Source organism: Nitrososphaera viennensis EN76, assembly GCF_000698785.1.
In the GTDB taxonomy this organism is placed as follows: Archaea; Thermoproteota; Nitrososphaeria; order Nitrososphaerales; family Nitrososphaeraceae; genus Nitrososphaera; species Nitrososphaera viennensis.
Genome location: NZ_CP007536.1, coordinates 2,132,305 through 2,155,471, shown reverse-complemented (window position 1 = coordinate 2,155,471; position 23,167 = coordinate 2,132,305). Strand labels below are relative to the sequence as shown.

At 54.7% G+C, this 23,167-nt stretch carries 24 protein-coding genes; 13 read left to right on the top strand and 11 right to left on the bottom strand.

Features of this window, described 5'->3' with window-relative positions; all coding sequences use genetic code 11:
• The first annotated feature begins 215 nt into the window (after positions 1-215).
• The 3 genes from NVIE_RS12260 to NVIE_RS12250 all read left to right on the top strand — a co-directional run bounded on the left by NVIE_RS12260 (position 216) and on the right by NVIE_RS12250 (position 2,516).
• On the top strand, positions 216-1,685 hold the full coding sequence (locus tag NVIE_RS12260; RefSeq protein ID WP_075055508.1) for a cupredoxin domain-containing protein: 1,470 nt from the start codon (positions 216-218) through the stop codon (positions 1,683-1,685).
• 5 nt (positions 1,686-1,690) lie between these two features.
• Positions 1,691-1,876, top strand: a complete 186-nt coding sequence (locus tag NVIE_RS12255) for a hypothetical protein (protein WP_075055507.1) — start codon at positions 1,691-1,693, stop codon at positions 1,874-1,876.
• A gap of 133 nt (positions 1,877-2,009) precedes the next feature.
• Positions 2,010-2,516, top strand: a complete 507-nt coding sequence (locus tag NVIE_RS12250) for a hypothetical protein (RefSeq protein ID WP_075055506.1) — start codon at positions 2,010-2,012, stop codon at positions 2,514-2,516.
• Positions 2,517-2,527: 11 nt separating this feature from the next.
• Here NVIE_RS12250 and NVIE_RS12245 read toward each other — a convergent pair whose 3' ends face one another.
• Positions 2,528-3,361: a tRNA (adenine-N1)-methyltransferase gene (locus tag NVIE_RS12245; protein WP_227717374.1), complete on the bottom strand. Its 834-nt coding sequence runs from the start codon at positions 3,359-3,361 to the stop codon at positions 2,528-2,530.
• Between the two features lie 31 nt (positions 3,362-3,392).
• Complete coding sequence (locus NVIE_RS12240; RefSeq protein ID WP_075055505.1) at positions 3,393-4,601, bottom strand: hypothetical protein; 1,209 nt, start codon at positions 4,599-4,601, stop codon at positions 3,393-3,395.
• Positions 4,602-4,732: 131 nt separating this feature from the next.
• Here NVIE_RS12240 and NVIE_RS12235 point away from each other — a divergent pair, with 131 nt between their 5' ends.
• Positions 4,733-4,966 (top strand): hypothetical protein, encoded by a 234-nt coding sequence (locus tag NVIE_RS12235; protein ID WP_075055504.1) that lies wholly within the window; start codon positions 4,733-4,735, stop codon positions 4,964-4,966.
• Here NVIE_RS12235 and NVIE_RS12230 read toward each other — a convergent pair.
• Both NVIE_RS12230 and NVIE_RS12225 read right to left on the bottom strand, forming a co-directional pair.
• A complete protein-coding gene (locus NVIE_RS12230; RefSeq protein WP_075055503.1) occupies positions 4,953-6,881 on the bottom strand; it encodes an arginine--tRNA ligase in 1,929 nt (642 codons plus the stop codon). The genes NVIE_RS12235 and NVIE_RS12230 overlap by 14 nt on opposite strands.
• A complete protein-coding gene (locus NVIE_RS12225) occupies positions 6,878-7,585 on the bottom strand; it encodes a phosphoglycolate phosphatase (RefSeq protein WP_075055502.1) in 708 nt (235 codons plus the stop codon). Before NVIE_RS12225 ends, NVIE_RS12230 begins: the two co-directional genes overlap by 4 nt.
• A 122-nt stretch (positions 7,586-7,707) precedes the next feature.
• On the opposite strand from NVIE_RS12225, the gene NVIE_RS12220 reads away from it, so the two are divergent.
• Positions 7,708-8,127, top strand: a complete 420-nt coding sequence (locus NVIE_RS12220) for a hypothetical protein (protein WP_075055501.1) — start codon at positions 7,708-7,710, stop codon at positions 8,125-8,127.
• An 86-nt stretch (positions 8,128-8,213) separates the two neighbouring features.
• Positions 8,214-8,753: an inorganic diphosphatase gene (ppa, locus tag NVIE_RS12215; RefSeq protein WP_075055500.1), complete on the top strand. Its 540-nt coding sequence runs from the start codon at positions 8,214-8,216 to the stop codon at positions 8,751-8,753.
• Positions 8,754-8,889: 136 nt separating this feature from the next.
• On the opposite strand, the gene NVIE_RS12210 is transcribed toward ppa, so the two are convergent.
• From NVIE_RS12210 to NVIE_RS12195, 4 genes are all read right to left on the bottom strand, one after another.
• Complete coding sequence (locus NVIE_RS12210; protein WP_075055499.1) at positions 8,890-11,634, bottom strand: chitobiase/beta-hexosaminidase C-terminal domain-containing protein; 2,745 nt, start codon at positions 11,632-11,634, stop codon at positions 8,890-8,892.
• Positions 11,635-11,938: 304 nt separating this feature from the next.
• Positions 11,939-13,174 carry an AAA family ATPase gene (locus NVIE_RS12205; protein WP_075055498.1) on the bottom strand — a complete coding sequence of 412 codons (1,236 nt, stop codon included), beginning with the start codon at positions 13,172-13,174 and terminating at the stop codon, positions 11,939-11,941.
• Positions 13,175-13,271: 97 nt separating this feature from the next.
• On the bottom strand, positions 13,272-13,826 hold the full coding sequence (locus NVIE_RS12200; protein WP_075055497.1) for a hypothetical protein: 555 nt from the start codon (positions 13,824-13,826) through the stop codon (positions 13,272-13,274).
• A gap of 119 nt (positions 13,827-13,945) precedes the next feature.
• Complete coding sequence (locus NVIE_RS12195) at positions 13,946-14,605, bottom strand: Snf7 family protein (RefSeq protein WP_075055496.1); 660 nt, start codon at positions 14,603-14,605, stop codon at positions 13,946-13,948.
• Positions 14,606-14,772: 167 nt separating this feature from the next.
• Here NVIE_RS12195 and NVIE_RS12190 point away from each other — a divergent pair, with 167 nt between their 5' ends.
• Both NVIE_RS12190 and NVIE_RS12185 read left to right on the top strand, forming a co-directional pair.
• Positions 14,773-15,990 (top strand): TrmB family transcriptional regulator, encoded by a 1,218-nt coding sequence (locus NVIE_RS12190; protein WP_075055495.1) that lies wholly within the window; start codon positions 14,773-14,775, stop codon positions 15,988-15,990.
• A 33-nt stretch (positions 15,991-16,023) separates the two neighbouring features.
• The gene (locus NVIE_RS12185) at positions 16,024-16,545 is read left to right on the top strand and encodes a DUF192 domain-containing protein (protein ID WP_075055494.1); all 522 of its coding nucleotides are present in this window, start codon (positions 16,024-16,026) and stop codon (positions 16,543-16,545) included.
• A 30-nt stretch (positions 16,546-16,575) separates the two neighbouring features.
• Here the strand turns inward: NVIE_RS12185 and NVIE_RS12180 are convergent, their stop codons facing one another.
• Positions 16,576-16,887 (bottom strand): hypothetical protein, encoded by a 312-nt coding sequence (locus NVIE_RS12180; protein ID WP_075055493.1) that lies wholly within the window; start codon positions 16,885-16,887, stop codon positions 16,576-16,578.
• 129 nt (positions 16,888-17,016) lie between these two features.
• Here NVIE_RS12180 and NVIE_RS12175 point away from each other — a divergent pair, with 129 nt between their 5' ends.
• The 3 genes from NVIE_RS12175 to NVIE_RS12165 all read left to right on the top strand — a co-directional run bounded on the left by NVIE_RS12175 (position 17,017) and on the right by NVIE_RS12165 (position 21,336).
• Entirely contained in the window at positions 17,017-17,481 is a 465-nt protein-coding gene (locus NVIE_RS12175; protein WP_075055492.1) for a hypothetical protein, read from the top strand.
• 82 nt (positions 17,482-17,563) lie between these two features.
• Positions 17,564-20,812 (top strand): isoleucine--tRNA ligase, encoded by a 3,249-nt coding sequence (gene ileS, locus NVIE_RS12170; RefSeq protein WP_075055491.1) that lies wholly within the window; start codon positions 17,564-17,566, stop codon positions 20,810-20,812.
• 188 nt (positions 20,813-21,000) lie between these two features.
• Positions 21,001-21,336 carry a hypothetical protein gene (locus NVIE_RS12165; protein ID WP_084790818.1) on the top strand — a complete coding sequence of 112 codons (336 nt, stop codon included), beginning with the start codon at positions 21,001-21,003 and terminating at the stop codon, positions 21,334-21,336.
• Between the two features lie 10 nt (positions 21,337-21,346).
• Here NVIE_RS12165 and NVIE_RS12160 read toward each other — a convergent pair whose 3' ends face one another.
• Positions 21,347-21,889, bottom strand: coding sequence for a hypothetical protein (locus NVIE_RS12160; protein WP_075055490.1), 543 nt, complete (start codon positions 21,887-21,889; stop codon positions 21,347-21,349).
• An 88-nt stretch (positions 21,890-21,977) separates the two neighbouring features.
• On the opposite strand from NVIE_RS12160, the gene NVIE_RS12155 reads away from it, so the two are divergent.
• A complete protein-coding gene (locus tag NVIE_RS12155) occupies positions 21,978-22,421 on the top strand; it encodes a Rieske (2Fe-2S) protein (RefSeq protein WP_075055489.1) in 444 nt (147 codons plus the stop codon).
• Between the two features lie 58 nt (positions 22,422-22,479).
• Positions 22,480-22,626 (top strand): hypothetical protein, encoded by a 147-nt coding sequence (locus NVIE_RS15745; protein ID WP_169736203.1) that lies wholly within the window; start codon positions 22,480-22,482, stop codon positions 22,624-22,626.
• On the opposite strand, the gene NVIE_RS12150 is transcribed toward NVIE_RS15745, so the two are convergent.
• Positions 22,627-23,136 (bottom strand): phosphatase domain-containing protein, encoded by a 510-nt coding sequence (locus NVIE_RS12150; protein ID WP_227717373.1) that lies wholly within the window; start codon positions 23,134-23,136, stop codon positions 22,627-22,629.
• Between the last annotated feature and the right edge of the window lie 31 nt (positions 23,137-23,167).

Here is a 23,167-nt window from a genome sequence, read left to right as displayed (position 1 = left end):
TAAACTTTTTACGAAGAATTCTTCTATATATTGAAATGGCCTCCGCGCGATTAGCAGCACTTGAGAAGCTAACGTGTCAGCCTTTTGCGAGTCCAGTGGACCCAAATTGAGTCGCCATCTCCGGGCGTATCGATCAGAACCTCCAGTCCAGAAACTCTGGCCGTTTGGATAAAACTTCAAAAGAGCCTTCCTAGAGGAAAAAGGCGTATACATACATGGCGGAGGAGGGAGGGGCGACGACTATTCCGGTCATCGCAGGTCTTGCCGCCGGCATAGCCCTTGTCGTGCTCTTTGGCCTTTTCTTTTCGCCTTCCCTGTCCGCAGAAAAAACACACATCACAGAAATCAGCATAGAGGTCCCGCCAAAGCCCCGGATAGATCAGGCGCTGGACATCACTGTAAGAGTCACAGGCACGACTTTGTCATGCGCTTATCCGCATGTCGCCATAAAAAACGCAAATACTTCCGAGGTGATCTGGGACTCTGGAAATGCCATAGTGCTGTGCGTCACTGACCCTGAACAAAGCCGCCCGGTTGACATCAACTGGGCGCTGGGCGGGAAATATGTCGACAACAACAACCAGAGCATCGGCCCAAGCCCCGTGATAATCAGGGAGGCAGGGCTTTACAGGATATCGGCAGAGTATGACACCCTGAAGACCAGCAGGACGATGGAGGTGTTCCCGCAGGTCGTTGACGTAAGAATTCTGAAGGACTCGTCGGTGCAATCGTCCGGCAAGACGTACGACCCCAAGACAGTCAGGGTGTTCCTGGGCATGAACAACACGGTGCGGTGGACAAACGAAGACGAGGTGCCGCATGGCATAGCGGCAGACAACGACCATGACCCCGATTTCTACGCAGCCACCAATTCCAAGGACGGGCCGCGTTTGCTGCAGCCCAGAGACTCGTTTGAATTCACTTTCACAAGGGCAGGAGAATTCGGATACCACGGCGAGCCGGGCCCGTGGATGACAGGAACCGTCGTGGTCATGCCCAGCATGCCTCCCTCTGTCTCCGAGCTCAAGCCCATACTGTCAGAAAAAGACGCGGCAGGCATTGTGGCAAAAGACATCCTTGCCAGAAACCCGGGCGCACAGGTAGCAGACTACCCGCTGTCAAAGAAATTCCCAGTCATGCTGTACTATTTTGCGCCCAGCGGGGCCCGCATAGTGATAGACAATGGCGAAAACAGGGTCCTTGGCAGGTGCGACCCGGCAAGCCTGGCCTGCTACCCAGAGTACAGCAAGCTGGATCTGCAAGATAACAACGCGGACAGGCTGGCGTACGCCGTGCAGGTGCTCGTAAAGAAGGACAAAAGCGCAGGATACGACGATGCCGCGTATTATCTTGTGGGCGCCAACACGGGCAGGATAATCTACTCTTCAGAGTCAGAGACAAACACCCTTGAAAATGCAAAGGCAGGTTCGCTCTGCAACAACAGCATGCCAGGCCAGGAAAGTGGTTCTGTCAAAGAGCCGTCAATGCTGCCCGCCGGGTATCATTGCGCGTTTGAACAGGGCAGGCAGGAAGAAGGCGTTTTTGTATACTGGGATCACGACTTTCAGGGATACCCTACTGGGCACTCGGCTCTAAAGATCCAGCCGGAGCCATCAAGATATCGTACGACAAGCGGACCGGCGAAGACCAAGGCGATGCGCAAGAAGAGTACCAATCCAGCATAGACGAATTGAACCAGAGAGGCTTCCCGGCGAGGCTGACTCACATCAACGGAAGCGCCGCGGGCGTACGGGAATACTGTGACGCGTGCGGCATAACGACGTTTGTTTGGTACGAATACAAAGGGTACCATTACCTTGTCGAATCCAACCTGCCTTCCACCACTCTTGTCCCGATACTGCGCTCCATGCCATAGCTTGTAAAAATTTGCATTTTACAGTAATTTTTACAGATTATCTATATTGATATACGAATAAACCATGTCACTTTTGAAACTAGCAGGTTTTCTTGCCAAAAATGTTAAATGCAATGCGGGCGATACCTTTTCTATGTACGCCAGGTTATGCAACATAGAGATCCTTTCAAGCTATGTCAGCGAGGTCAGCGTGGGCGACCTGCTCACGGTGGAGGCCCTCGTGACAAACCCGCTTGACTGGCAGCACTTTTACGAAAAGATATCCACCATCAAAAAGGGCGACAGGACCGACTTTATGGTGGTGACGCAGGAAGGCGACCGCCTGCAGGGCATGGGGAACATTGTGGAGGTCGACAGGTGGAGCGATCACCACGGCCGGTACGGGTTCAAGGTCAAGATAAGCGTGAAAAAGCAGAAATCGCTGACCGACAGGAGGATAAGGGCCCCAAGGAAGGCGCCGCAACAAGCTCCTCTTGAAAAGAAAAAGCTGGAAATCACGCCACCAGCAGCCGCTGCCGCGCCGCAGCAGGCCGTCAGCGCAGAGCCCTACACGATAAACACGGAAGATGTCGCGTCGTTCAGGGAAATGCTCAAAGGCTCGCTTGCGATGGACATGGACATGCCGTCGTCATCGGCCTAGCGCGCCCCATTTTATTGTCCCGCCTCTTCTCCTTCTTCCCCTTCTCCTTCTCCGGGCTCGTCAGACGGCGCCTCGGCCTTTTTCTGCACCTTTCTGGCAAAGACAAGGTAGGTGGTGTGCCCTATCATGCGCATCGAAGGCCGGGTCATGCCCTCGCGCGCCTCCATCGTGCGTATCAAAAGCTCAATCGACTCGATGTCGGCATAGCCGCTCTTTTTCAATTCTGTCGCCGTTTTCTCGATCTGGTTCATGGTGGGGCAGATGGCCACAAACGCGCCGCTTCCCTTGAGCGCGTCGTGCACCTGGTCAAGCACCGTCCAGGGGTCGCCGAGGTCGACTATGGCAATGTCTGCCTCCCTCACGTCGACGCCTTCGTGAGGGTCGTGGCGGTTTAGCGTCACATAGTCGGCCATGCCGGCCTTTTCCAGGTTGCGCTTGGCAATCTCCATGAAATCCGGGTTGACGTCAAAACTGTAAACGTGGCCCTCGGGCTTGACGATGCTTGCAAAGAACGTCGCTGCGGCCGCGCTTCCCGTTCCTATCTCCAGTATCTTGGAGCCGTTTTTCATGCCGGTGCGCGCGGCTATGAATCCGAGGTCCTTTGGGTAGACTATTTGCGTCCTGCGCTCTGACTTCATGATAAAGTCGTGGGTGGTGGGCTCGATGAGAAAGACCACCTTTCCTTCCGTCGTCCTTATCACGGACCCGTACTCCATGCCTATAGTGGCGCCCACGTCGATGATCCCGATGTGCGTGTGGATTTTCTTGTCGGGCGTCACCTTGGTGAGCCACTTTTTGCGCGACGTGTGGAACAGGAGTACGTACGAGCCTTCCCGAATCTTCAACAAGCAGCAAGCGAGTGAGAGGTGATAAAAATCAATCTTCTGGGCCCAGGCCGAGGCTCTTTGCCAAGGATGTCAGCTCGTCCATTGTCATGCCGGTGGCCGTTATCGTCACGAACAGGTCTGTCCCGTCGGTTCCCTTGCCCCACAGTTTTGCTTCCGCATAGCCTGGATCCGGACCTTCGTTTGCAACCAGGACCGCATACCTGCCCGCTATCCCCGGCCCGCTCTTGACGTGTTGGCCCTCGGACGGCGCAGCATTGAGCATGTTCTTTGCCAGATCCGCAGGCGGGTCGCCAAGCGCAAGGTCAGGGTACGACTCTACTGGATATGCCGCTATCTCTATTCTGTCATAGTTGAAGGTCGAATAGTCGACATAGAGCGCCGCAAAGGCCCTCAGGTCGCCCGTCACGCGCACGTTCCACTGCACCTGCGCAGGCTTGATGGTGGCAAGAGCCTTGCCAGATGCGCTTGTCGGAAAGGGAAGGGCGTAGCCGGCGCTCTGGCTTGCAGCGGCAAGCATTTCCGCGTTTGACTCTGACAGTTCATCTTGAGACAGCCTGCGGCCCTGCCCTGCCGCACCGTTGGCTGACAGGTCGGGCTTTTTGGCAGTGATGTATCCGTCCTTGTCGACTGAAAGCGCAAGCGTGGCAAGGGCGACCGGCTCTGCAGTGCCCGGGACAGAGTAGCTGGTTATTCCTACGGCGGCGGGCCCTTCAAACGCAAAGCCGTCCCACGGCCTGTACCTGTCGCCGTGGCATGGGTCCTCTATTGCCCACCTGCCGTCGCCCCAGTACCGGGACAGGCAGCCGCTAGAGATGGCAATTGCGCTGTACGCCCGCAGCGACGAAACGTCGTCTTTTTGCCCGCCAAGCCACGCTGGCAGCCTGACTAGGTTGTAGTGCGAGTAGGGCTCGGTCTTGGCCCAGAATTGCTGGACTTTATCTGAAGCAGCGCTGGCAATCTTTTGGCGTACAAAATTGCCCATGTCCGTGCTGAACGGGTTCAGAATCACTACATAGCTGTCCGGCTTGATGTCGCCTAGTTTCAGGCTGCGCGCAGCCCATGTTTCCTTTCCGAGGCTGTAATTGTAGCGCTGCTCAAACGCCACCACCCTTTTTTCCTCGCCCTGCGAGAGGGCGCTTGTGGTGAGGGCCGGCACGACTGACAGCGACACGGCAATGAGCGCGACGGAGGCTGCGACGGCAATGGCAGCATAGACTGCAAACCTGGTGCCGGCCATAGCTGATCCTGCGCCAGAAAATATATCAGGTTTTGTCCGAACGGAGCATGCCTCTGTAACCTTGTTCTAGTCACGGGTTGCAGAACGTTAAGTATGGCAGCCGGCCTTGCCTGTCCCACAGTCACATAGACATGTCATGCAGGGGCCTCTGCAAGAAACACCCGCGCTACACCCCGGTAAAAAAGATCGAGTACGCCAAGGGGATGAAGGTGTGCATCACGTGCGACCGCGCCATTTTCGTCAACATGGAAGAGACAAAATGCCCCTGCTGCAACAAGAACCTCCGCACCCGGCCGCAGTACCACGGCGACAAGGGCAGGCTAGCAAGGGAGGCGACTATGCGCAGGATTTTTACATCTTATTGAGCGCCGTTATGCCGAGTATCGACAGCGCGTTCTTTAGCGCGATTCCAGACGCCCTGACAAGGGCAAGCCTGGCGGCAAGCGTCTCTGCGTCCTGCGCCTTTAGCACAGGCACTTTTTCGTAAAACGAGTTGAAAATGGTGGCAAGGCTGTACGCATAGCGGGCAAGGGCCTTTGGGCTCAGCGACCTGGCGGCGTCTTCAACCACCAGGTCCATTTTCGAGATTTCTTTTACCAGCTCTATCTCTGCCTCTTCCTTCAAAAGCGCGTAATCTGCTGTTTCTATAACAGCCATGCCGGACTTTTCCAGTATGCGCTGCGAGCGCGCGTACGCATATTGCAGGTACGGGCCGGTGTCGCCCTCCAGGCTCATTGATTCATGGATGTCAAACGTGATTATCTTGTCGAGGTCCTGCTTTATCATGTTGTAGCGTATTGCGGAAATAGCGATCTCTTCTGCGATCTGGCCGGCCTGCTCGTCGGAAAACTCGGGGTTGCGCGTCTTTACCTCCTCCCGGGCCTTGTCCCGCAGGTGGTCAAGCACGAAATCCGCCCCGACGTAGATGCCCTTTCTCCCGGACATGTGCATGAACTGCCTGTCGCCGATGTCTATGCCAAGCGCCCTGGCGGTGCTGGCGCTCAGAGTCACCGCCTCGTAGCCGAGGTGCTGGTAATCATGGCGCTTGCGCTCCGTTGTTGCATTTCCTATTTTCCCAAGCACCTGCGATATGATGCGCTGGAGGCGCGCCTGCCGCGAGTCGATTATCGTTATCACTCTGTCGCCTCCTTCAAACCTGCTTGCTTCCGCGCCACTGCCAAGAGTGGTCGCGTACAGCGTCGTTCCGTCCCACTGCTGCACATATTTTTCATAGCTGAACGGGTCAGGCACGAGCCCCAGCTTCCACGCGGCGTACGGGATGTCCTTTGCGATGTAGGTCGCCGTGCCGTCGCTTCTCACGACCACCTTGTCCTCCTCGCCTCCTGCCTCGATGACCCAGCAGCCCTTGTTCTTGCCTTCTTCCTCGAATCTTACCAGCCGCTCTTTTTTCAAGAGCTCAAAGGCCTTGTTCCACATCTGCGAGTGCACTATCTGCGACTCAAAGTTCAGGATGTCATAGTGCACCTTCATGCGCCAGCAAGTCTTTAGCTGCTCGTCAAGCACCCTCTTTGTTATCCCGGCGGCAAACTTTGCAACCTCTGACTTGCCCTCTTCTATCTCGCGCAGCACCAGCTTGCGCTTTTCCGCAAGCGTCGGATCCTTTTCGTACATCTGGTTTACCTTGACGTACACCTCGTCGCCGCAGTACTGGTCGAACTTGCGGCCGTCCGGCGGCTCGCGTGGAAAGCCTGCGTACAGGAATCCAATGATGATGTCGGCGACCTGAAGCCCCGAATCATCTACGTAATTCAAGACCTGAACCTTGTTGTTTGCCGCTCTCATTATGCGGTAGAGCGTGTCGCCAAGTATCACGTTGCGCATGTGGCCGACGTGCAGCGCCTTGTTCGGGTTGACGCTCGTGTGCTCGATGACGATGCGCTCCAGCGCCCCGTAATCGACATAGCCGTACCTGTCTGGCTTTTCCAGCGCGTAGCCAAGCGTGTCTTTTGCCACCACCGCGTAATCGAAGCGAAAGTTGATGTAGCCGGCGGGGTGCGGCTCTACGGATTTGATGAAATTGAGCCTATCTTGATTCTCGGCAAGGTACGGCTTGATGCCCTTTTCGATGAGCTCCTGCGCTATCTTTGGAGGCGCCATCCTCAGCTGCTTGCTGAGCAGGAACGCGACATTGCAGGTCAGGTCGCCAAACTCTTTTTTTGGAGGCTCTGACACGTCAAACGGCACTGCATTGTATCCTGCCTTTGCCATGCTTTCAGCAACTGCATCATGTGTTTGGAGCCTGAATCTCCTAAACGTCACTCCGCCTTTACCCCCAGGTAGTTCTGCGCGACATAGTCGATGGCGTCTATCAGGCCAGTGCCTTCCCTTCCTGCAACGACGTGCCTTGCTTTTTCTTTCACGTGATCCTCTGCGTGCGCAAGCGCGATGCTGCAGCCGCAAATGTCGTACATCGGTATGTCCGTCTCGCTGTCGCCTATTGCGACTGTTTCTTCCGGCCCGGCTTTCAATATTTTCAATGCCTCCTTCAGGCCGAGCGCCTTGTCCACCCCCTTTTCGTTGATGTGAAACGCGTACTTGCTGTCGTTGAGGTAAAGCTGCAGGCCGTGCTCGTCGAGGATTTTCTGCCCCTCCTTGATGTCAAACGTGCGAAGCATCACGACCTCCGTCATGCGCGGGAAAACCGGCTTTTCCTGCACGCCGTCAAGGCTCTTTCTCAACAGCTCGTACCCCTCCATGCACTTTTCCCGGCTTGCCAATAGTTTGTGCTCCTGCGGCGCCACTGTTATTGCGCCGCCGTTCTCGCCCACTGCGACTCTTGTCGTGCCGCCAAACACCGCAAGCACGTACGCCTCTACCGACGACCTGCCGGTGACATAGATTACAGGGTAGCCGAGCTTGTCAAGGTAGCGCAGTTTCGACAATGCGGGCATGTGCACCGCTCCGCCCCCGTTCTCCGTCAGGGTGCCGTCGATGTCGACTGCAAAGACCTTGATGGTGGCCAACCGCGCTTTTACCGGCCTCTGAACGTTATAAGTGTAATGAGGTGCCAGTTTGGATTTGGCAAGAAAGTAGTTTTTGCTTCCGCAATATTCAATAGATTTCAACGCACGAGCTTTTGCGTACGATGGATAATAACAACAACAAGCGCGATGTTGCGTCGGCCATGTTTGGAATGGCTGTTGGAATCGGCCTTATGGCGTTACTATCCTTCATGTTCAAGCCGCTTACCACGTTTCCTGACAGCGAGCTTGTTGCCAGGGCGCAAGAAACGCAGGAGGTAAAGGCATTTCTTGACAGGTTCCCCGATGCCAAGATGAGCGTTGACGGCCAGTCTTCGCAGGTCACCTACAGGGCAAGCAGGCAGGATTATGAATCATCATCAGGTCCTGGTACAAGTGCTCGCCAGCTTGTGTTAACAGTGACCGTTGAGCAATCGGGCAGGACGGAAGCGTCGCTCGTGTGCGGCGGCTCGTTATCGACTAGAGCATCAGGAAACATCACGTCGCATATCGAATACACGAGATGCCTTGGCGACAGACAGTGATATGATGGTAAAATTTCTCGGAAAACGCCGCCAACAATAATAGGAATGAATATATCTTGACTTTGGCCCGCTAGTCCCGATAAGAATTGGCGCTTGTAGACACACTCAAGGCAGGCAAGAACCCGCCGGAAGAGCTAAACGTGGTAATCGAGATCCCAAAGGGCAGCAACATCAAGTACGAGATAGACGACGAGACTGGCGCGCTCTTTGTTGACCGCAAGCTGTTCACCGCGATGTTTTACCCGTGCAACTATGGCTTTGTGCCGCAGACAAAGGAAAAGGACGGAGACCCCGTCGACGTGCTGGTGCTGGGAAACGATCCTGTTGTGCCATCGTCAGTCATCCGCGCGAACCCTGTCGGCGTGCTCATAACCGCTGACGAGGAGGGGGAGGACGCCAAGGTGGTGGCAGTCCCGGTGGCAAAGATTGACCCGTCGTTTTCCGACGTCAAGGACATCAACAACGTGCCCCAGCACATCCAGGACCAGATCAAGCACTTTTTTGAGCACTACAAGGAGCTTGAAAAGGGCAAGTACGTCAAGGTCAAGGGCTGGGAGAACAAAGAATCAGCCAAGAAAAAGATAAGCGAAGCGATGGAACGCTACAACAAGAAGGACGAAAAGTAATAAATTATCATTTCGCGGCCGGCCTCCTTTTTGAAGGCCGGCCGTGAATTTCTGACCTAGGGATATTTAGGCAGTACAGTTTTCGTCAGAGGTTTTTTTTGTGTGTGCTATTTCTCTTGTGTGTCTGTTTCACCTCCTATGATTGCGATCCCGCCGGTTCTGCTACAGAAATCTGGGACATGCCCACTTCAGACAGCGCGGCAGGAGACCCGCTCAGCTTGTCCCATACAAAGAGCTTGATTGCATAGTTGCCAGGCTCTACGGGTGTCGTCCATGACCTTGACACAGTCTCTGTCTGTCCAGTGTTTACGGCGCCGGCCTGCCAGTCGATGCGGAAGGTGATCCCGTTCTTTTCAACCTGGGTTATGTAGACGTAATTCTGCGGCTTGTTCTGGTAGTTCTTGAACGTGGCAGATATGCTTACCTGCTGTCCGGGTGCGGCAGTAGTGAGTACGACGTTACTGTTCTGCGGGCTCACGACTCCAAAGCTGACGAACTTGATCTTGTCCAGCTGGTGCGTCACAAAGTGCGAGTCCGGGTAGGTAAAGACCTCGCCTCCGACAGTCATGCTGCCGCCAGAGCCTACTCCGCCGCCACCACCGCCTCCTCCTCCACCGCCGCCTCCGCTGCTAACGACGTTGATGACATAGTTCTCGGTGCCGACGGGGCCAAGGTTGCCAACGCTATCCTTGGCGACGAACTTGAGCGTCGTGGTAGATGCTATAGCTATTGAGGTAACGTACTCGGTACTGGACGTTGTGGGCGTCGAGCCGTCGGTGGTGTAGTAGATCTTTGTACTGTTGGATTCGCTTGGCGCAAGAACAACAGATTGGGCCGTACTGTACGTGCCGCCTGCAGGCGAAGCTGTGACTGTCGGGGCCGTAGTGTCAATGACATACGACAGGGTCGTGACGTTGCCAGCGTCGCCTTGCAAGTCCACTGCAATGAGCTTCAAGTCAGTGCTTTTGGATATCTGTATTGGCCCGGTGTACGTGGTACTGTTTGCCGTAGGCGTCGAGCCGTCTGTGGTGTAGTGGATTGTCGAGTTGGCCAGCAGCGGCGTCAGGGTGACTGATTGCGGGGCGTTGTATGCTCCAGCTTTTGGCTTGGGCAGTACTGGAGAGGCGGCAGTTATGGTGACTGTCTGGTTTGCAGTTGCAACATTTCCAGCATCATCTTCTGCCCTCCATGTAACGATGTGGGTCCCTACAGTAAAGCCAGAACCTTCTGCGCCGCCGGGAGCATTGTTGGTTACAGTTGGATCGAGATCAACATTATCGGTCACGTCAGGCTTCCCCAAGGAAACGGGCGTTAGTATGCCAGTCGCCTCCGTTGTAATATCATCCGGCGCGATTATGTGCGGAGGATCTATGTCAGCAGAGGCGCCAAGGAGTACCGTGACAGGAGTGGTATACCATTGAGACCAGTTCCAGTAGTCGTCTGCCCTAGCGGTAATCGTATAATTGCCCGAAGCTGTAATGGTCAGTGTAGAGGACCATTCGGTCCAGTTGCCCGGAGATACGGGCGTGGCTTTCTTGTACGCGACGGTATTGGATGGCTTTACCTCGACTGTTTTTATCCCGGTCTGGCTGTCAGTCGCGTTTCCTTTAACAAGCAAGTTAATTCCCGCAGCCGGACCGCGTATTGTGGCTCCACTCAAAGGCTCGGAAATTGCAATCGTAGGCCGGACGGTATCTGCAGTCGTACGGACTGTAACGTACTGAATTGCCTGGGCGGAGTTGCCCGCATCGTCTGTAGCAGTCCAGATTACGGCAGTAGTCCCTTGGGGAAATCCTGCGGCGGGAGCGTCGTTTGTGACTGCTGGCGAAGTGTCGACGTTGTCTGTCACGGACGGGCTTCCAAGGTCGACATTAGTGAGAGGCTCTGACGAGACCACCTGCTTGTCAAGAGGAGCTGTTATCATGGGCGGAGTGATGTCAGTTATTTGGGGCGGCGAGGCATCGACAACTTCTGAATAGTTCTTTATCGTGTATCCTGCACCGCGAATGCTGTCTATGAGCGTCCTCAGATCGGCTATTTCGGCGCTGTTAACTTGAGCAGGGTTGACCGGAACCCCGTTTGACTTGACGGCAAAGTCCTGGGGGTGCAGGGTCACCACGGCGTACCCGTACGAAGAGATCGTGCTGTCGATACTGTCCATAATAGTACTTACAGGAGTCTTGGTCGGCGGTTCGGAATCATACGTGTAAAAGCCCACCACCTGCGGGAGGTGGTAGATGCCTTGCGAGTCTGTTATGGCAGAGCCATTTATCGCCTTGTAGACCTTGTTGTCCGGGCTGTCCGGCTCGTCAGGGTTGTATATGCTCAAAAGCTCCTGGTCAAATTCTGCGCTGATGACCTTCATGCCCAGGTCCTTGAGCGCGGCAAGGGTGTTGTCGTCGTAGCTGTTGTACGGGGGGATGAAGGTTACCGGGCTGGTCCCCCAGAGCGCGACCATCTTTTGGTTGGCCTGCTGCAGCGTGTCGTGCTGCGCCTGAAGAGTCAGGGTCTTGTAGTCGACGTGGTCCCACGCGTGGCTTGCAAGCTCGAATGTGCCAGAGGTAAAGCCCTGCCTAACCTTGCTCACCACGGACGCGTCATTTCCGACAAAGTTCATCACCACGCCGACGGTAAGCTTTTCGTTCTCGCCGATAAATTCGTCCATGACTGCAACCTGGACCGTGTTGAGCCAGAAATCCTGAACGTCGTCAAGCCTAAAGATGACGCAGTTGCATGCTCCCGGGATGGGGGCCGCACTGGCAGGAACTGGGGCAGAAACCGCGATGTTAAGGACCAGCACCATGGCAGCTATTATTGCTGCAGAGACTCTGGTCAGGGCGCGGGTTCCGCCGTAGCCGTGTGTATTCTGCTGAAAGGTCATATAACAATGCTCTAAGAATTTTGTATATACATAACAAGCCCATCATCACGTCAATTTTTGATTGTTTTATGGAGAAAAACAGCATGCGGGACGGATTTTCAGGCAACCGATCGCGGTTAATCGATTGCAAAATTCAGGACAGGACGGATTTGTGCGGATATAGGCATGAAATTTAGAATATCATCATAGAGCCGGATGGATATAATGGATTTCCAGGTAATTATGCAAAACTATGGACATTCAAACACGCGTTGCCATTTTTTTGTAATAATATAGAAAGAAGAAAAAGAAAAGTGAGTAAAGCTCACAGCGCCTTGAACTGGTCGCTCCACCTCATGTACGCCCTTATCATGTCGACGCTGACTGAAGGCTTGCGGATCTTTAGTATCTCGCGGAAATCAGTGGTGCCGACGGGCCTCGGGTTTGCGTTAGCCTCCATCGCCTTTCCGCTCTCGAACAGCTCGTTGACGACGCGCAGCTGCACCGACTGGCAGATGTCCTTGATGTCGCTTGCGCTGTAGCCGTCCGTTATCTTGGCAAGCTCGTCTATCTTGAGCGCGCTTTCTGTGTTGAGCGGGCGGGTGTACTGGTTGAACAGGTTTGTGCGCGAGGCGTTGTCCGGCAATGTCACATAAATCCTCTTTTGGAACCTGCGCAAAAAGCCTGCTTCAAGGCTCCACGGCTTGTTGGTCGCGCCGATGACGTAGAGCTGCGACTCTTTTGACTTGCCGTTGATGCCGTCCATCTCTGTCAGGAACTGGTTCTTTACCCTTACCTCGCCTCCTACCTCGCTGTTGCGCTGGCCAAGGAGCGAATCGATTTCGTCTATGAACAAAAGCACGGGCACGCCTTCGCTTTCGTTGAGCTTGCGCGCCATCGTGAACAGTTTCGATATGTTTTTTTCTGCCTCGCCCAGCCACTTGCTCATCATCGACGCCGCGTCGACGTTGATGAAGTAGCCGTCGATCTCTGCTGCCGCAGCTGCTGCAAGCAGCGTTTTTCCGCATCCCGGCGGCCCGTACAGCAGTATTCCGCGCGGCCACCCAAGGGGAAACAGGTCCGGCCTCTTCATCGGGTAAACGATAGACTCGCGTATAGCCCTCTTGGCGTCGTCAAGGCCGATAACCTCGTCCCAGCTCACCTTTGGCTTGTCCTTCATGACAAGGTCGTCAAAGTCTGCCTTTAGCGTCTCCACGTTGCCGGACTTGCTGCTGCCGCCAGAAGAAGAACCGGCACTGCCCTTGCCGTGGCCGTTTGCCGGCTCGACCCTATTATTATCCTCGATCGGGTTCGGCCTGTCGTCGTCAAGCCCGTGGGACATCTGGAGTGCCTTGATGCGGTTCTGGTACGCGTTTGCCCGTTCCATGTAGACCTTGTTCAACTTGTAATCCGGGTAGATCTGTACCAGCTTGACGAGTGCCTCAATTGCCCTCTGGTATGACTGGATAGCCATTCCTCTTGAGCCCTGGGAGTCAAGCCTGATCGCCTCGGCTGCATACTTGCTAGCGCTATTTTCAAGTTCTTGGGGTGCGAGACTCATAATTGCAGTTCCAGAAGAAAATTGGTTAGCAATTTGAATTACCTAGGTGTAAATCTATCTTTGCTTGCCGTGTGAAAAGTTTACACCACGCGCGTCCCTATGCCAGCTCGGCCTCGGCCTTTGCCTCAATAGATGCATCGGCGGCCTTTGGTTCCACGGCAGCACGCTGCTCGTGTAGTACGGGCGGCGCCTGCGCGACCGCCGCTGCCGTCGCCTCTGCAAGGATGCTGTTTTGCATGTCTATCTGCGCCGGCCCGGGGTCCGGCGTGTAAAGGCCGCCGGATATCTTGGATATGGCGTCGTGCATCTCGGCAAGCGCGCTTTCTGCCAGCGGGACCAGGTGCTCGACGTCGCCCTTTATCGCGCTCACCGACTCGGCAGCGCCGTTGATTATCAGGACGAATTCTTCCAAAAAGCGCGCGGCTTCCATCTTGCCGGACAGCTCGCTCAGGATGAGCTCGCCGTTTTTTACCAGCTCAAGGACGCGTGCAAGCTCCTGGTACTCGTCGCTATGTCCCTGCGATTTCAGGATAAAGTCTGCCCGCGACTCTATCCTGCTGCGCAGCGTGCCCATCGCGCAGGCGTTGCGCTGGAGGCTTGCGAGGGCTACAGTGGCCCTTTCCCTAAGGGTAGAGTCCTTGCGAAACAGCAAATATGCGTCTACAGATTTTGCTAAAAGCAACGAAAAGGCAAAGGGTCAAAAGATGTTGGGCATTCTGTTCGCCCGTGGTGACACCGGGGCTGCCTAGCTGACGACAGCCACGAAGTAAGCTAGGCAACCTTTGTTGTTGTTGGTACCATCGGAAGGTCTGGGATTCCGGGGAGCTCCTCCTTCATCTTGTGCTCTACAGTGCTTGATGCCTCGTCAACAAGCCTCACGGCTTCCTCGTTTGCAGTCTCGAAGTTGATAGTGTAACCGCCCACCTGGCCGGCGTCCACCAGTATCCCGCTCAAGAGTTCCGAGATTATGCCAAGGTCTTCCTCCATCTCTGGCACAAAAGGCACCAGCGACGACCTCACGCTTTTCACGACGGCCATCGCCGGGCTCAGGACTATGACAAGATCGCCAAAGTCCGACACGGACGCAAGCCGGCCGTGGATCTTCTCAAGCGCCACCCTGGCTATCGAGACGACGCGGCTTACCTGCCTTGCCTTTGCCAGTTCTGCAGAAAGCACGGTAGAGTACTGGGCGTTGCTCTCCTTTATCGAGGCCATGAGCTTGCGGAACGTCTCGTCGTCGCGCATCTTCAAAGACGACAGGAGGTCGTCGAGCCGGGCTATCTGGTTCTCTATCCTCTTCTGCACCGCCTCAAGCCGCGGCCTCAGGGGGCCTCCCGGCTTGGGCGAAACGGCGGCAGCCGCTATTGGTGATGGTGAATCGTCGGTAGAGGTAACCACTGATTCGGATTTGACCCATTTTGACATCGTCATTTTGCAACGGCTTTGCTTCCGGGGCTGGCGATAAGACGCCCGGTGTGCCGGAAAGTTTTGTCACCGCGGTGACGCAATTCCGCGGTAACAGCTTGGCATTTTTTTGACTTTTGACGCAATATGTTTGACCCACCGTTTTACCTTGGCGCGGGGCAAGTCTATCCCGGATGCACCAGAAAAGCCATTCTTCTGCTTCTATCATTTCTAGCACTTCTCCAGCTTCGGGCGACCTGCCGGCAAGCCTTGAAGAGTTCGGGCTGTCAAAATACGAAGCGCGCGCCTACCTCACGATGATAGGCAAGGGGTCGCTTGCGGCAAGCGACCTTGCGTACTATGCCAACCTGCCTAGGACCAAGGTGTACCAGACGGTGAAAAAGCTGGAGAAAAAGAGGCTGGCAGTCGTGTCAAGGCAAAAGCCGCTCATCTGCAGCGCGATCCCTCCGGAGGAGGCGTTTGGCGAGATAGTGAATTTGCACGAGCGCAGGGTGAGAAACATGCGCAAGATCGTCGAGCGCCTGCAGAGATTGAGCGACGAGGGCCAGAGGCCCAGGGGCTCGGAAGAAAAGAGGTATTTCATCCTCGACCCCGACTCGGCGCTGTCAAAGATATCAGGCCTGGTCGCAGGCGCAAGGTCGTCGATAACCGCGGCCCTGGACCCGTGGGGGCTGCGGCTGCTTGCGCAGTGCAGGGGGCAGCTGATAAAGGCGGCTACAAACGGCGCGCGGATCCGATTTATAGTCGGCGCGCAGTGCCTTGGAAGCGAGAGCCTGTCTTTGTTGCCTGACGGCATAGAGCTGCGCATGGCAGCAAGCGACGCCACCGTTTCGTCAAACCTCATGATAGTCGACATGACCCACATGGTCTCTGTCGATTCAAGCAACGGCAAGGCAGCGCTCTTTGCGTCCCTTGACGCGTACGGCGCGCTGCAGGCCAAGAACTTTGAAGAGGCCTGGACAAGGGCGGGCGAGGCCAAGCACGCGCTGGAGGCCCAGCCGGCGCTTGCCGCAAAGGCGATAGAGCTTGCAAGGGCGGTGGAAAACGGCCTTGCCGCGCACATGCTCGAATACGCCATGAACAACGAGGACCCCGCCGGCGAGCTCCTTGAAGTGATGGAGAGGAGGTACGGGCTCAGGGTGGGGACCATGAGCGCGCCGGAAATGCTCGACCTAGTCGACTCGGCATTAAAGATAAGCTGCCTTGGCGGGCTCAAGCATGACAAGAGCAACAACATAGTCAGCCTCCAGTCCAAGGCGGAGGGCAAGCACGTCCTGCCCTGGGCAGTGGTGCTGGCATCCTACTTCAAGCGCTCGGGCAACGAGCCGAGGATAATGCAGAGCAAGCAGAGCCCGCAGCTGGTGCACGTCAGGCTGGCAAGGCCGATATAACAGCATAAATAGCAAAAGCGCCAACTGCTTTCCGTGCAGGCAACAAGGCTTGCGATAGCCATCGGTGCCGCGGCAGCTGCAGGGATAATCGCTTTTGCCGTCCTGTATTTCACGCCGGCGCTGCGGATAGTGGAAGGCACCACGCCCAACGTGCCAGTCGCTTCGGAGGGAGGCTTGCAGGGGTACAACCACACGATAGTGTCAATAGCAGATGTCAACCTGCTTGCAGACATTGCCGACACGCCCGACAAAAAGACCAAGGGGCTTGCGGTGAGGAGCAGCATGACCGAGGGAGAGGGCATGCTGTTCGTGTTTGACGCCGACTACCCCCACCCGTTCTGGATGAACGGCATGAAGTTCCCAATCGACATCATCTGGCTTGACAGCGAAAAGACGGTGGTGCACGTCGAGCATTCACTTCCGCCGTGCCCGAACCAGTTTGACTGCCCCAATTACCAGCCTGACAAGAACGCGCGGTACGTACTTGAAACCGTCGCTGGGTTCTCAGAGCGCCACGGCGTGAAGGAAGGGACGCAGGCGCAGTTTGAGCTATAGTAGCTCGTGTATCAATCTCAAACAGCATTCTTAATCGTCGCTAAATATGTTAGCTATAATTGCAGATACGATCGCAGCTCCAAGAACTACTCCGAATATTGCTAATGCAACAGAAAGGAGCTCATTCGATTCTCTTCCTTGTTGTTGTTTAAATTGCGAAGCAAACTCTTCTAGCTTATCATACGAAGCTGCAAATTGTTCAGCTTTCAACCTATTCTCCAAAGTATCTCTTCCAAACGATTTGACAACATCGATCTTCGTCTTTCCGTCCGGAGTCTTGAGATAACGTACTACTTGCAGGTATGAAATGCCGCCTATAGTAGTAGTTCTAACGGATACCAAACGATACAGGAATTCAAAATGATACCTATTAGTATTTTGTTGCTGGAAAGAGCGGACTAAATATTTAGTATATTGCCTAGTAACATTTTATACTAATCTTTATATAGTAGAACTTTCTATGAATGCGACATGGAAGGTATTACTATAGTAAAAGGAGACCAGTACCACTGCAACTGCTTTAGTATCGACACAAGATACATTGCTAGCCTTAGACAACAGCTTCTCAACGAAGGATACTTTGTACCAATGCAGGAAGACCACGGGCAGGTTTTCGGATTAGCAAAAAATCTCGATAACACTATGCAGTTTCACATAAAGGTCATGCCAAATGGAAGAATTGAAGCAGAGATAGAACCGAGGACAGATTATTTAGAACACCTTAATCAGCAATATAGTTCTCCGGGTCATCACTATGTTAAAGAATTATTAGATAGATACAGAATTCCTCATGGCAAACATTTTCACTCTCTTGCATGCATGTTTGGCACTATTAAGAAGCCGGAAACAACTACTAGTGTTGCGGGTATTGTGGGCGGCTTCTTTGCCAGCATAGTCATACTAGGGTTGTTAAACGCATTATTTTCAGAGGAATAAGGACAGCCCCTTTCTCTTCTTTTTGTTTTCCTGAACTAAAGATATAAACGGGTCGCGCCCTCCGCCTCTTCCGTACATACACATGGAATTTAACACTCGTTTTGACGCCAAGGCGATCGAAAACGAGGTTCGCACTCATCTCGACGGCCTCGACCTCAGGGCGATGCTCGAAAACGAGCTTGCCGGAAGGCCCCTTGTCGGCTACATAGAGGGCCCGCCCACCATGAACGGCGAGCCGCACGCAGGGCACCTGCGCGGGCGCGTCATCAAGGACTTGTGGTACCGCTTTAACACTCTGCGCAAGAGCAAGGTGATATTCCGCGCGGGGTGGGACACGCAGGGCCTGCCAGTCGAACTTGCCGCAGAAAAGGAGCTTGGTCTGACAGGAAGCAAGGCAGAAAACGTCAGCAAGGTAGGAATCGAAAAGATAGTAGAGACGTGCAAGAAACTCATACAGACTTATAATGAAAAGTGGCGGGCGATGGACGCGCTGCTCGGCATGTCGTTCAACTATGAAAAGGCGTACTGGACGTTCAAGGACGAGTACATAGAGCGCGAGTGGCAGTTCTTGAAAAAAGCGTGGGAGACGGGCGTCCTGAAGGAATGGTTCCGGGTTGTCGCGTACTGCCCGTCGTGCCAGACTTCGCTTTCAAACGCCGAGGTGAACCAGGGCTACGAGACCGTGGAGGACCCGTCGTTCTACTACAAGGTGAAACTTGCCGACGAGGACGCCTTTCTGATTGTCTGGACGACGATGCCCTTTACAATAGTCACGGACGAGATGGTCGGCACAAACCCCAAGGCGGACTATTCGTACGTCTGGGTGGCAAAGGACACGAACGAAGGGGGCGAGCGCTGGGTTGTCGGCTCTGACAGGCTGGCAGAACTGATGAAGGAACTGCGCATCGAAGACTACAAAGTTGAAAGGACGCTCAAGGGAAGCGAGCTTGACGGCAGGCACTACGTCCACCCGCTGCTTGACATGATACCGGGCCTTGCCGAGCTTGCCAGGACAGGCTCGATACACTTTGTAGTCGCCGAAGACTTCGTCGACACCGCCACCGGAAGCGGGCTTGTGCACCTGTCGCCGGCAAACGGCGAGGAGGACTTTGACATTGCAAGCAGGCGCAACGTCCCGATATTTCTCCCGATAGACGACAGGGTCGTGTTCACGGAGAAAGCAGGCGCGTTTGGCGGCATGTTTGTGCGCGACGCAGACATGAAGGTGTTTGAGGCGATGAAGGCAAAAGGCGCGTCCGTGAAAATGGGCAAGATAAAGCACCAGTACCCGACGTGCTGGCGCTCGCACCACAAGGTGGTGTGGCTTGCAAGGCGCGAGTATTTCTACATCCTGAGCAACCTTGGCCAGAAACCATTAGAAGCCGCGCAAAAGGTCGACTACTTTTTCGAGCAGCCAAAGAACAGGTTCGTCGAGATCATCCGAGAGCAGCACCCCTGGTGCATATCCCGCGAGAGGGTCTGGGGCACCCCGCTCCCGATATGGTCGTGCGGCAAGTGCGGTCATAAAGAGCCGCTGTTTTCAAGGGCAGACATCGTGAAAAAGGCGGCAGAATTGCCGGACGGAGCCGAGTTTGAGCTGCACCGGCCGTGGATAGACAGGATCAAGATAAAATGCGAAAAATGCGGAGCAGAAATGCAGCGCGAGCCGTTCGTGCTTGACACGTGGCACAACTCCGGCGCCGCTCCCTATGCGTCGCTGACCGACGAGGAATACAGGGACCTGATACCGGCAGAGTTTCTGACGGAGGGCATCGACCAGACCAGGGGCTGGGCGTACACGCTTTTGATGGAAAACGTCATCATGAACGGTGTCGCCCCGTACCGCTCGTTCCTGTTCCAGGGCCACGTGCTTGACGAAAAGGGCAACAAGATGAGCAAGAGCCTTGGAAACGTGATTGAAGCCCGCAAGCTCTTGTCGGAAAACCCTGTAGACCTCATCCGCTTGTATTTCATGTGGAAGTCGTCGCCCATCGAGGCGCTCAACTTCAGCCTCGACGAGATGAAGACAAGGACGTACCAGATACTGAGCACGCTCCACAACCTGCACGTCTATTTCAGGCAGAACAGCGAGTTTGACCACTTTGACGGAGAAAAGCACACGGTCGAGTGGGCGCTTGAAAACAACCTCCTTGCGCCGACGGAGGTGTGGCTTTTGTCAAAGATGCAAGGGTTGATAACCGAGGTCACTGATGCGTTTGAGCGCTGCAGGTTCCACGAAGGCGCCAAGGCCATCGACGAATTCATAATCAACCACCTGAGCCAGACCTATGTTCCATTAACGAGGAACGTCATATGGGACGACAGCGCCGAGAACCTCGACAGGCGCCTTGCAGTGTACGCGACCCTGGGCCACGTGCTCTTGCAGATCGACATCATGCTGCATCCGCTGTCGCCGTTCATCAGCGACTACATGTACCTCACGTGCTTCTCTGGCAGCAGGAAAAAAAAGAAGAAGAGCGTGCTGCTCGAAACGTGGCCTGTGCGCGACGAGCGGCTGGCAAACGCCAAGGTGGAAGGCGCCTTTGACATGATAAAGGAAGTCGTGTCGACGGCAAACGCGGCAAGGAACCTTGCCAGCCTGAAGAGGCGCTGGCCAATACGCGACGCGATCATCTGCGGCACCCATACAGAGTTAAAACCGCTGGAGGTCGAGGGTGTTTCAGAGTCGCTAAAGTCGCAATTGAACGCCGAGCAGTACAGGATGGTCCAGATAAACGCAGGCTCGCAGCTTGAAAAGGTGTCCAGCCTGCTTGAAAACAACCTGCCTGTCACGGTCAATATCTCGCTGGTAAGAAAGAGCGTGGCGCCCCGGGTAAAGGCCGACATCAATTCCGTCCTGCAGGCGTTTGAGGGCGTTGACAAGATCGCTGTCATTAAGGAGCTGAAATCGTCTGGCAAGTTTATGCTGGCATACAATAATGAGAAAACGACAGAGATCCTGCCGGCAGACGTCGACATCACGTACAAGGCGCAGGAAGGCTACTCGTCGTCAGAGCGCGGAAACCTCGTCGTCTTCATTTCCACAAAGCGCGACAAGGAACTGATTGCAAAGGGGCTGCTGCGCGACCTGGCGCGGAACCTCCAGCAGCTGCGCAAGGAAAGGCAGTACAACCCGACGGACATTCTTGCGGCCGCGTACGTCGCCGGCCTTGACGACGAAGAAGAGACTGCGGCATTGTCGGCTATGAAGGAGGAGATGACGTATCTCGTACGGGTCAAGGCAGCCGTGCTGTCAAAAGAGCCTCTTGGCAACGTCAGCTACAAGCAGGTGGAAATAGACGGCCGCGAATTCCGGATTTCGGTTGAATGATCATTTTTCACAAAATAGTACGCATTTTTGCTGCTATACTGTAATATCAGACAACCGGCTTTTTGCTGTCATCGGGGGCGGGTAGCACAATTAAAGTTGTACTGGCAAGTAAGGATTATTGTTTACCACCAGGTCAATGTTTCTTGCCATACTGCCTTTTCTAGATATTTTTGCCCAGATATCTGCAATTGACCAACGAGCAGGTCACTCTTGATAGCTGGGTCACGGCAAGGCTGCGCGACCGGCTGAGGAGGGCGTCCATCATCGCCACGAGGACGGGCAAGCCGGTGGTGCTGTACAGGCACACCATAGAAGAGATGGACCAGTCTGCCGAGGAAGAGATCGCAACCGTGAACGAGCAGTATGTAGTCGTGCAGGTCATCACGCACGGAGGATTCATCCCGCCAAACTTCCAGCAGCAATACGTTTTCACGTTCGAGCAGTTTCCAGACTATATCATGAAGAGGAGCAACGAGCTGCTCGCGCTGTGCCTTGACAGCCTCGACCAGGAAATAGTCGACTAACTAGGCTTTTCTAAGGGACAGAAAACTTGAACACGACAGAGTTCTCTGCTATGTGGACCTTGGGCGCGACGTTTACGGTGCTCTTTAGCCCCTGCGACCCCAGGTGGGCCAGATAGATGGACCACTTTCTTCCCAGCTCGTGGTGCACCACCATGGTATAATCTCGCTCGCTGACAGCTTCAATCTCGTACGTCCCAAACCCGGCGTACCTTGAGAACAGCGAGATCTGGGACAGAAAGGCGTCAAGGGTTGTCTTCTTGAAGACAAACATCATGAGCTCGCGGGGCTGCCTGGACCCGATTGTCTCTGCTATTTGCCTGACAGTTTCGTCGCCAAGCGCGTCAAGTATCAGCTTGAAGCCGTTTCTTGGCAGGCAGATGAACCCGAACGCGTCTGCGTACCTGTCCCACTCGGCGTACCTGGTTATTATCGAGGAGATGAGCGAATTGACGGTCGTCCTTTTTTCCTTTGCGTCTTTTTGGAGGACGCTGTCAAGGCTGCCTGGCAGGCGGATTGTCCGGGTAACGGTCTTTTGTTGTTGTCTGGCTTTCATGGCAAGAACACAATGTACCACAATGTGTTATTTGAGAATTTTTGTGGACGTCCTCGATATAGCCTTGCCTTGAGTAGTACAAGTCAGCATGAAAGAAGGAGAAGAGCAAGGCTTTCAGGGAAAATCAGTCGAGGTTGCAAGGGTGCAAGAGATACCAGCTGGAAAGATAAAGCACGTCGAGATTGAGGGGAAGGAGATAGCGGTCGCCAACATTGGCGGGAAATACTATGCTTTTGACGACAGGTGCGGCCACAGCAGCGCGCGGCTTTCAATGGGGACGGTAAGCGGGAATGTCGTGACGTGCCCCTTCCACGGAGCGCAGTTTGACTGCACCACTGGAAGAAAGGTCAGGGACGCAAACACAACTGCGCCGCCGACAGATGGGCTCCCCGACGCCTGGAAGAAGAATGTTGAATATGCCTACAACATCCTGTCGTACATCAAGACGTACGACCAGAAAACGTACGGCGTCACGGTCGAAGGTGACAGGATAAAGGTCAGCATTCTGCCGGCGGCGGTTGTTTCCCGGTGAAATGCCGGGAGCCGGTTGGAAACACCTTTTAATGCCCCCATTCGTCTAGAATAACGAAATGGCCAAGTATGACGGGATAAAGGGTCAGGAGCTACTTGATGTCGAGGAAACCAAGAACGAGATCACGCTGATATTCAAGGACAACAGGTACCTGTTTGTCAAGATCCAGAACGGGCAGCTTGTGATAGACTCGGTGCCCGAATAATCATTTTTTGCTTTTCAGGTATTTTTCGTACATCTGTATCGCCCATTCCTGCACATCCGATTGGATAGAGCCGGGGCGCATTGCGCGGATCCTGTCTATCGACTCTTGCGAGCTCAACCCCTCTTTCTTTATCAGGTATGCTGCCAGGATGACGCCGGTCCTGCCCTTTCCTGCCGCGCAGTGGACCATGACCGGCTTGCCCTTTGCCACCTGCCCGTCGATAAACTCGACTGCGCGGTCAATGTCTTCTAGTTCGGGCGCGGCAAAGTCATCCACCTCTAGGTGGAGATAGTCGACGCTCCCGTTGACCCATTCTTCCGGCAGCGGCCCTTCCCTCACTGTCACTATTGCAGATATCCCCTGGCTGCACGCCCAGTCAAACTCGGCTTTTGTGACAGGCATGCCAGAGCCGGCTAGCTTGCCCTCAAGCACCCAGCCAAAGTTGGACGGCCTGTCTGAGGTCAGGCCCCGCACTCTGCGGTACATGTCGCCTATCTTGGTCAACGGCATGGAATTGTTGTCTGTAATTTATAATGGTATC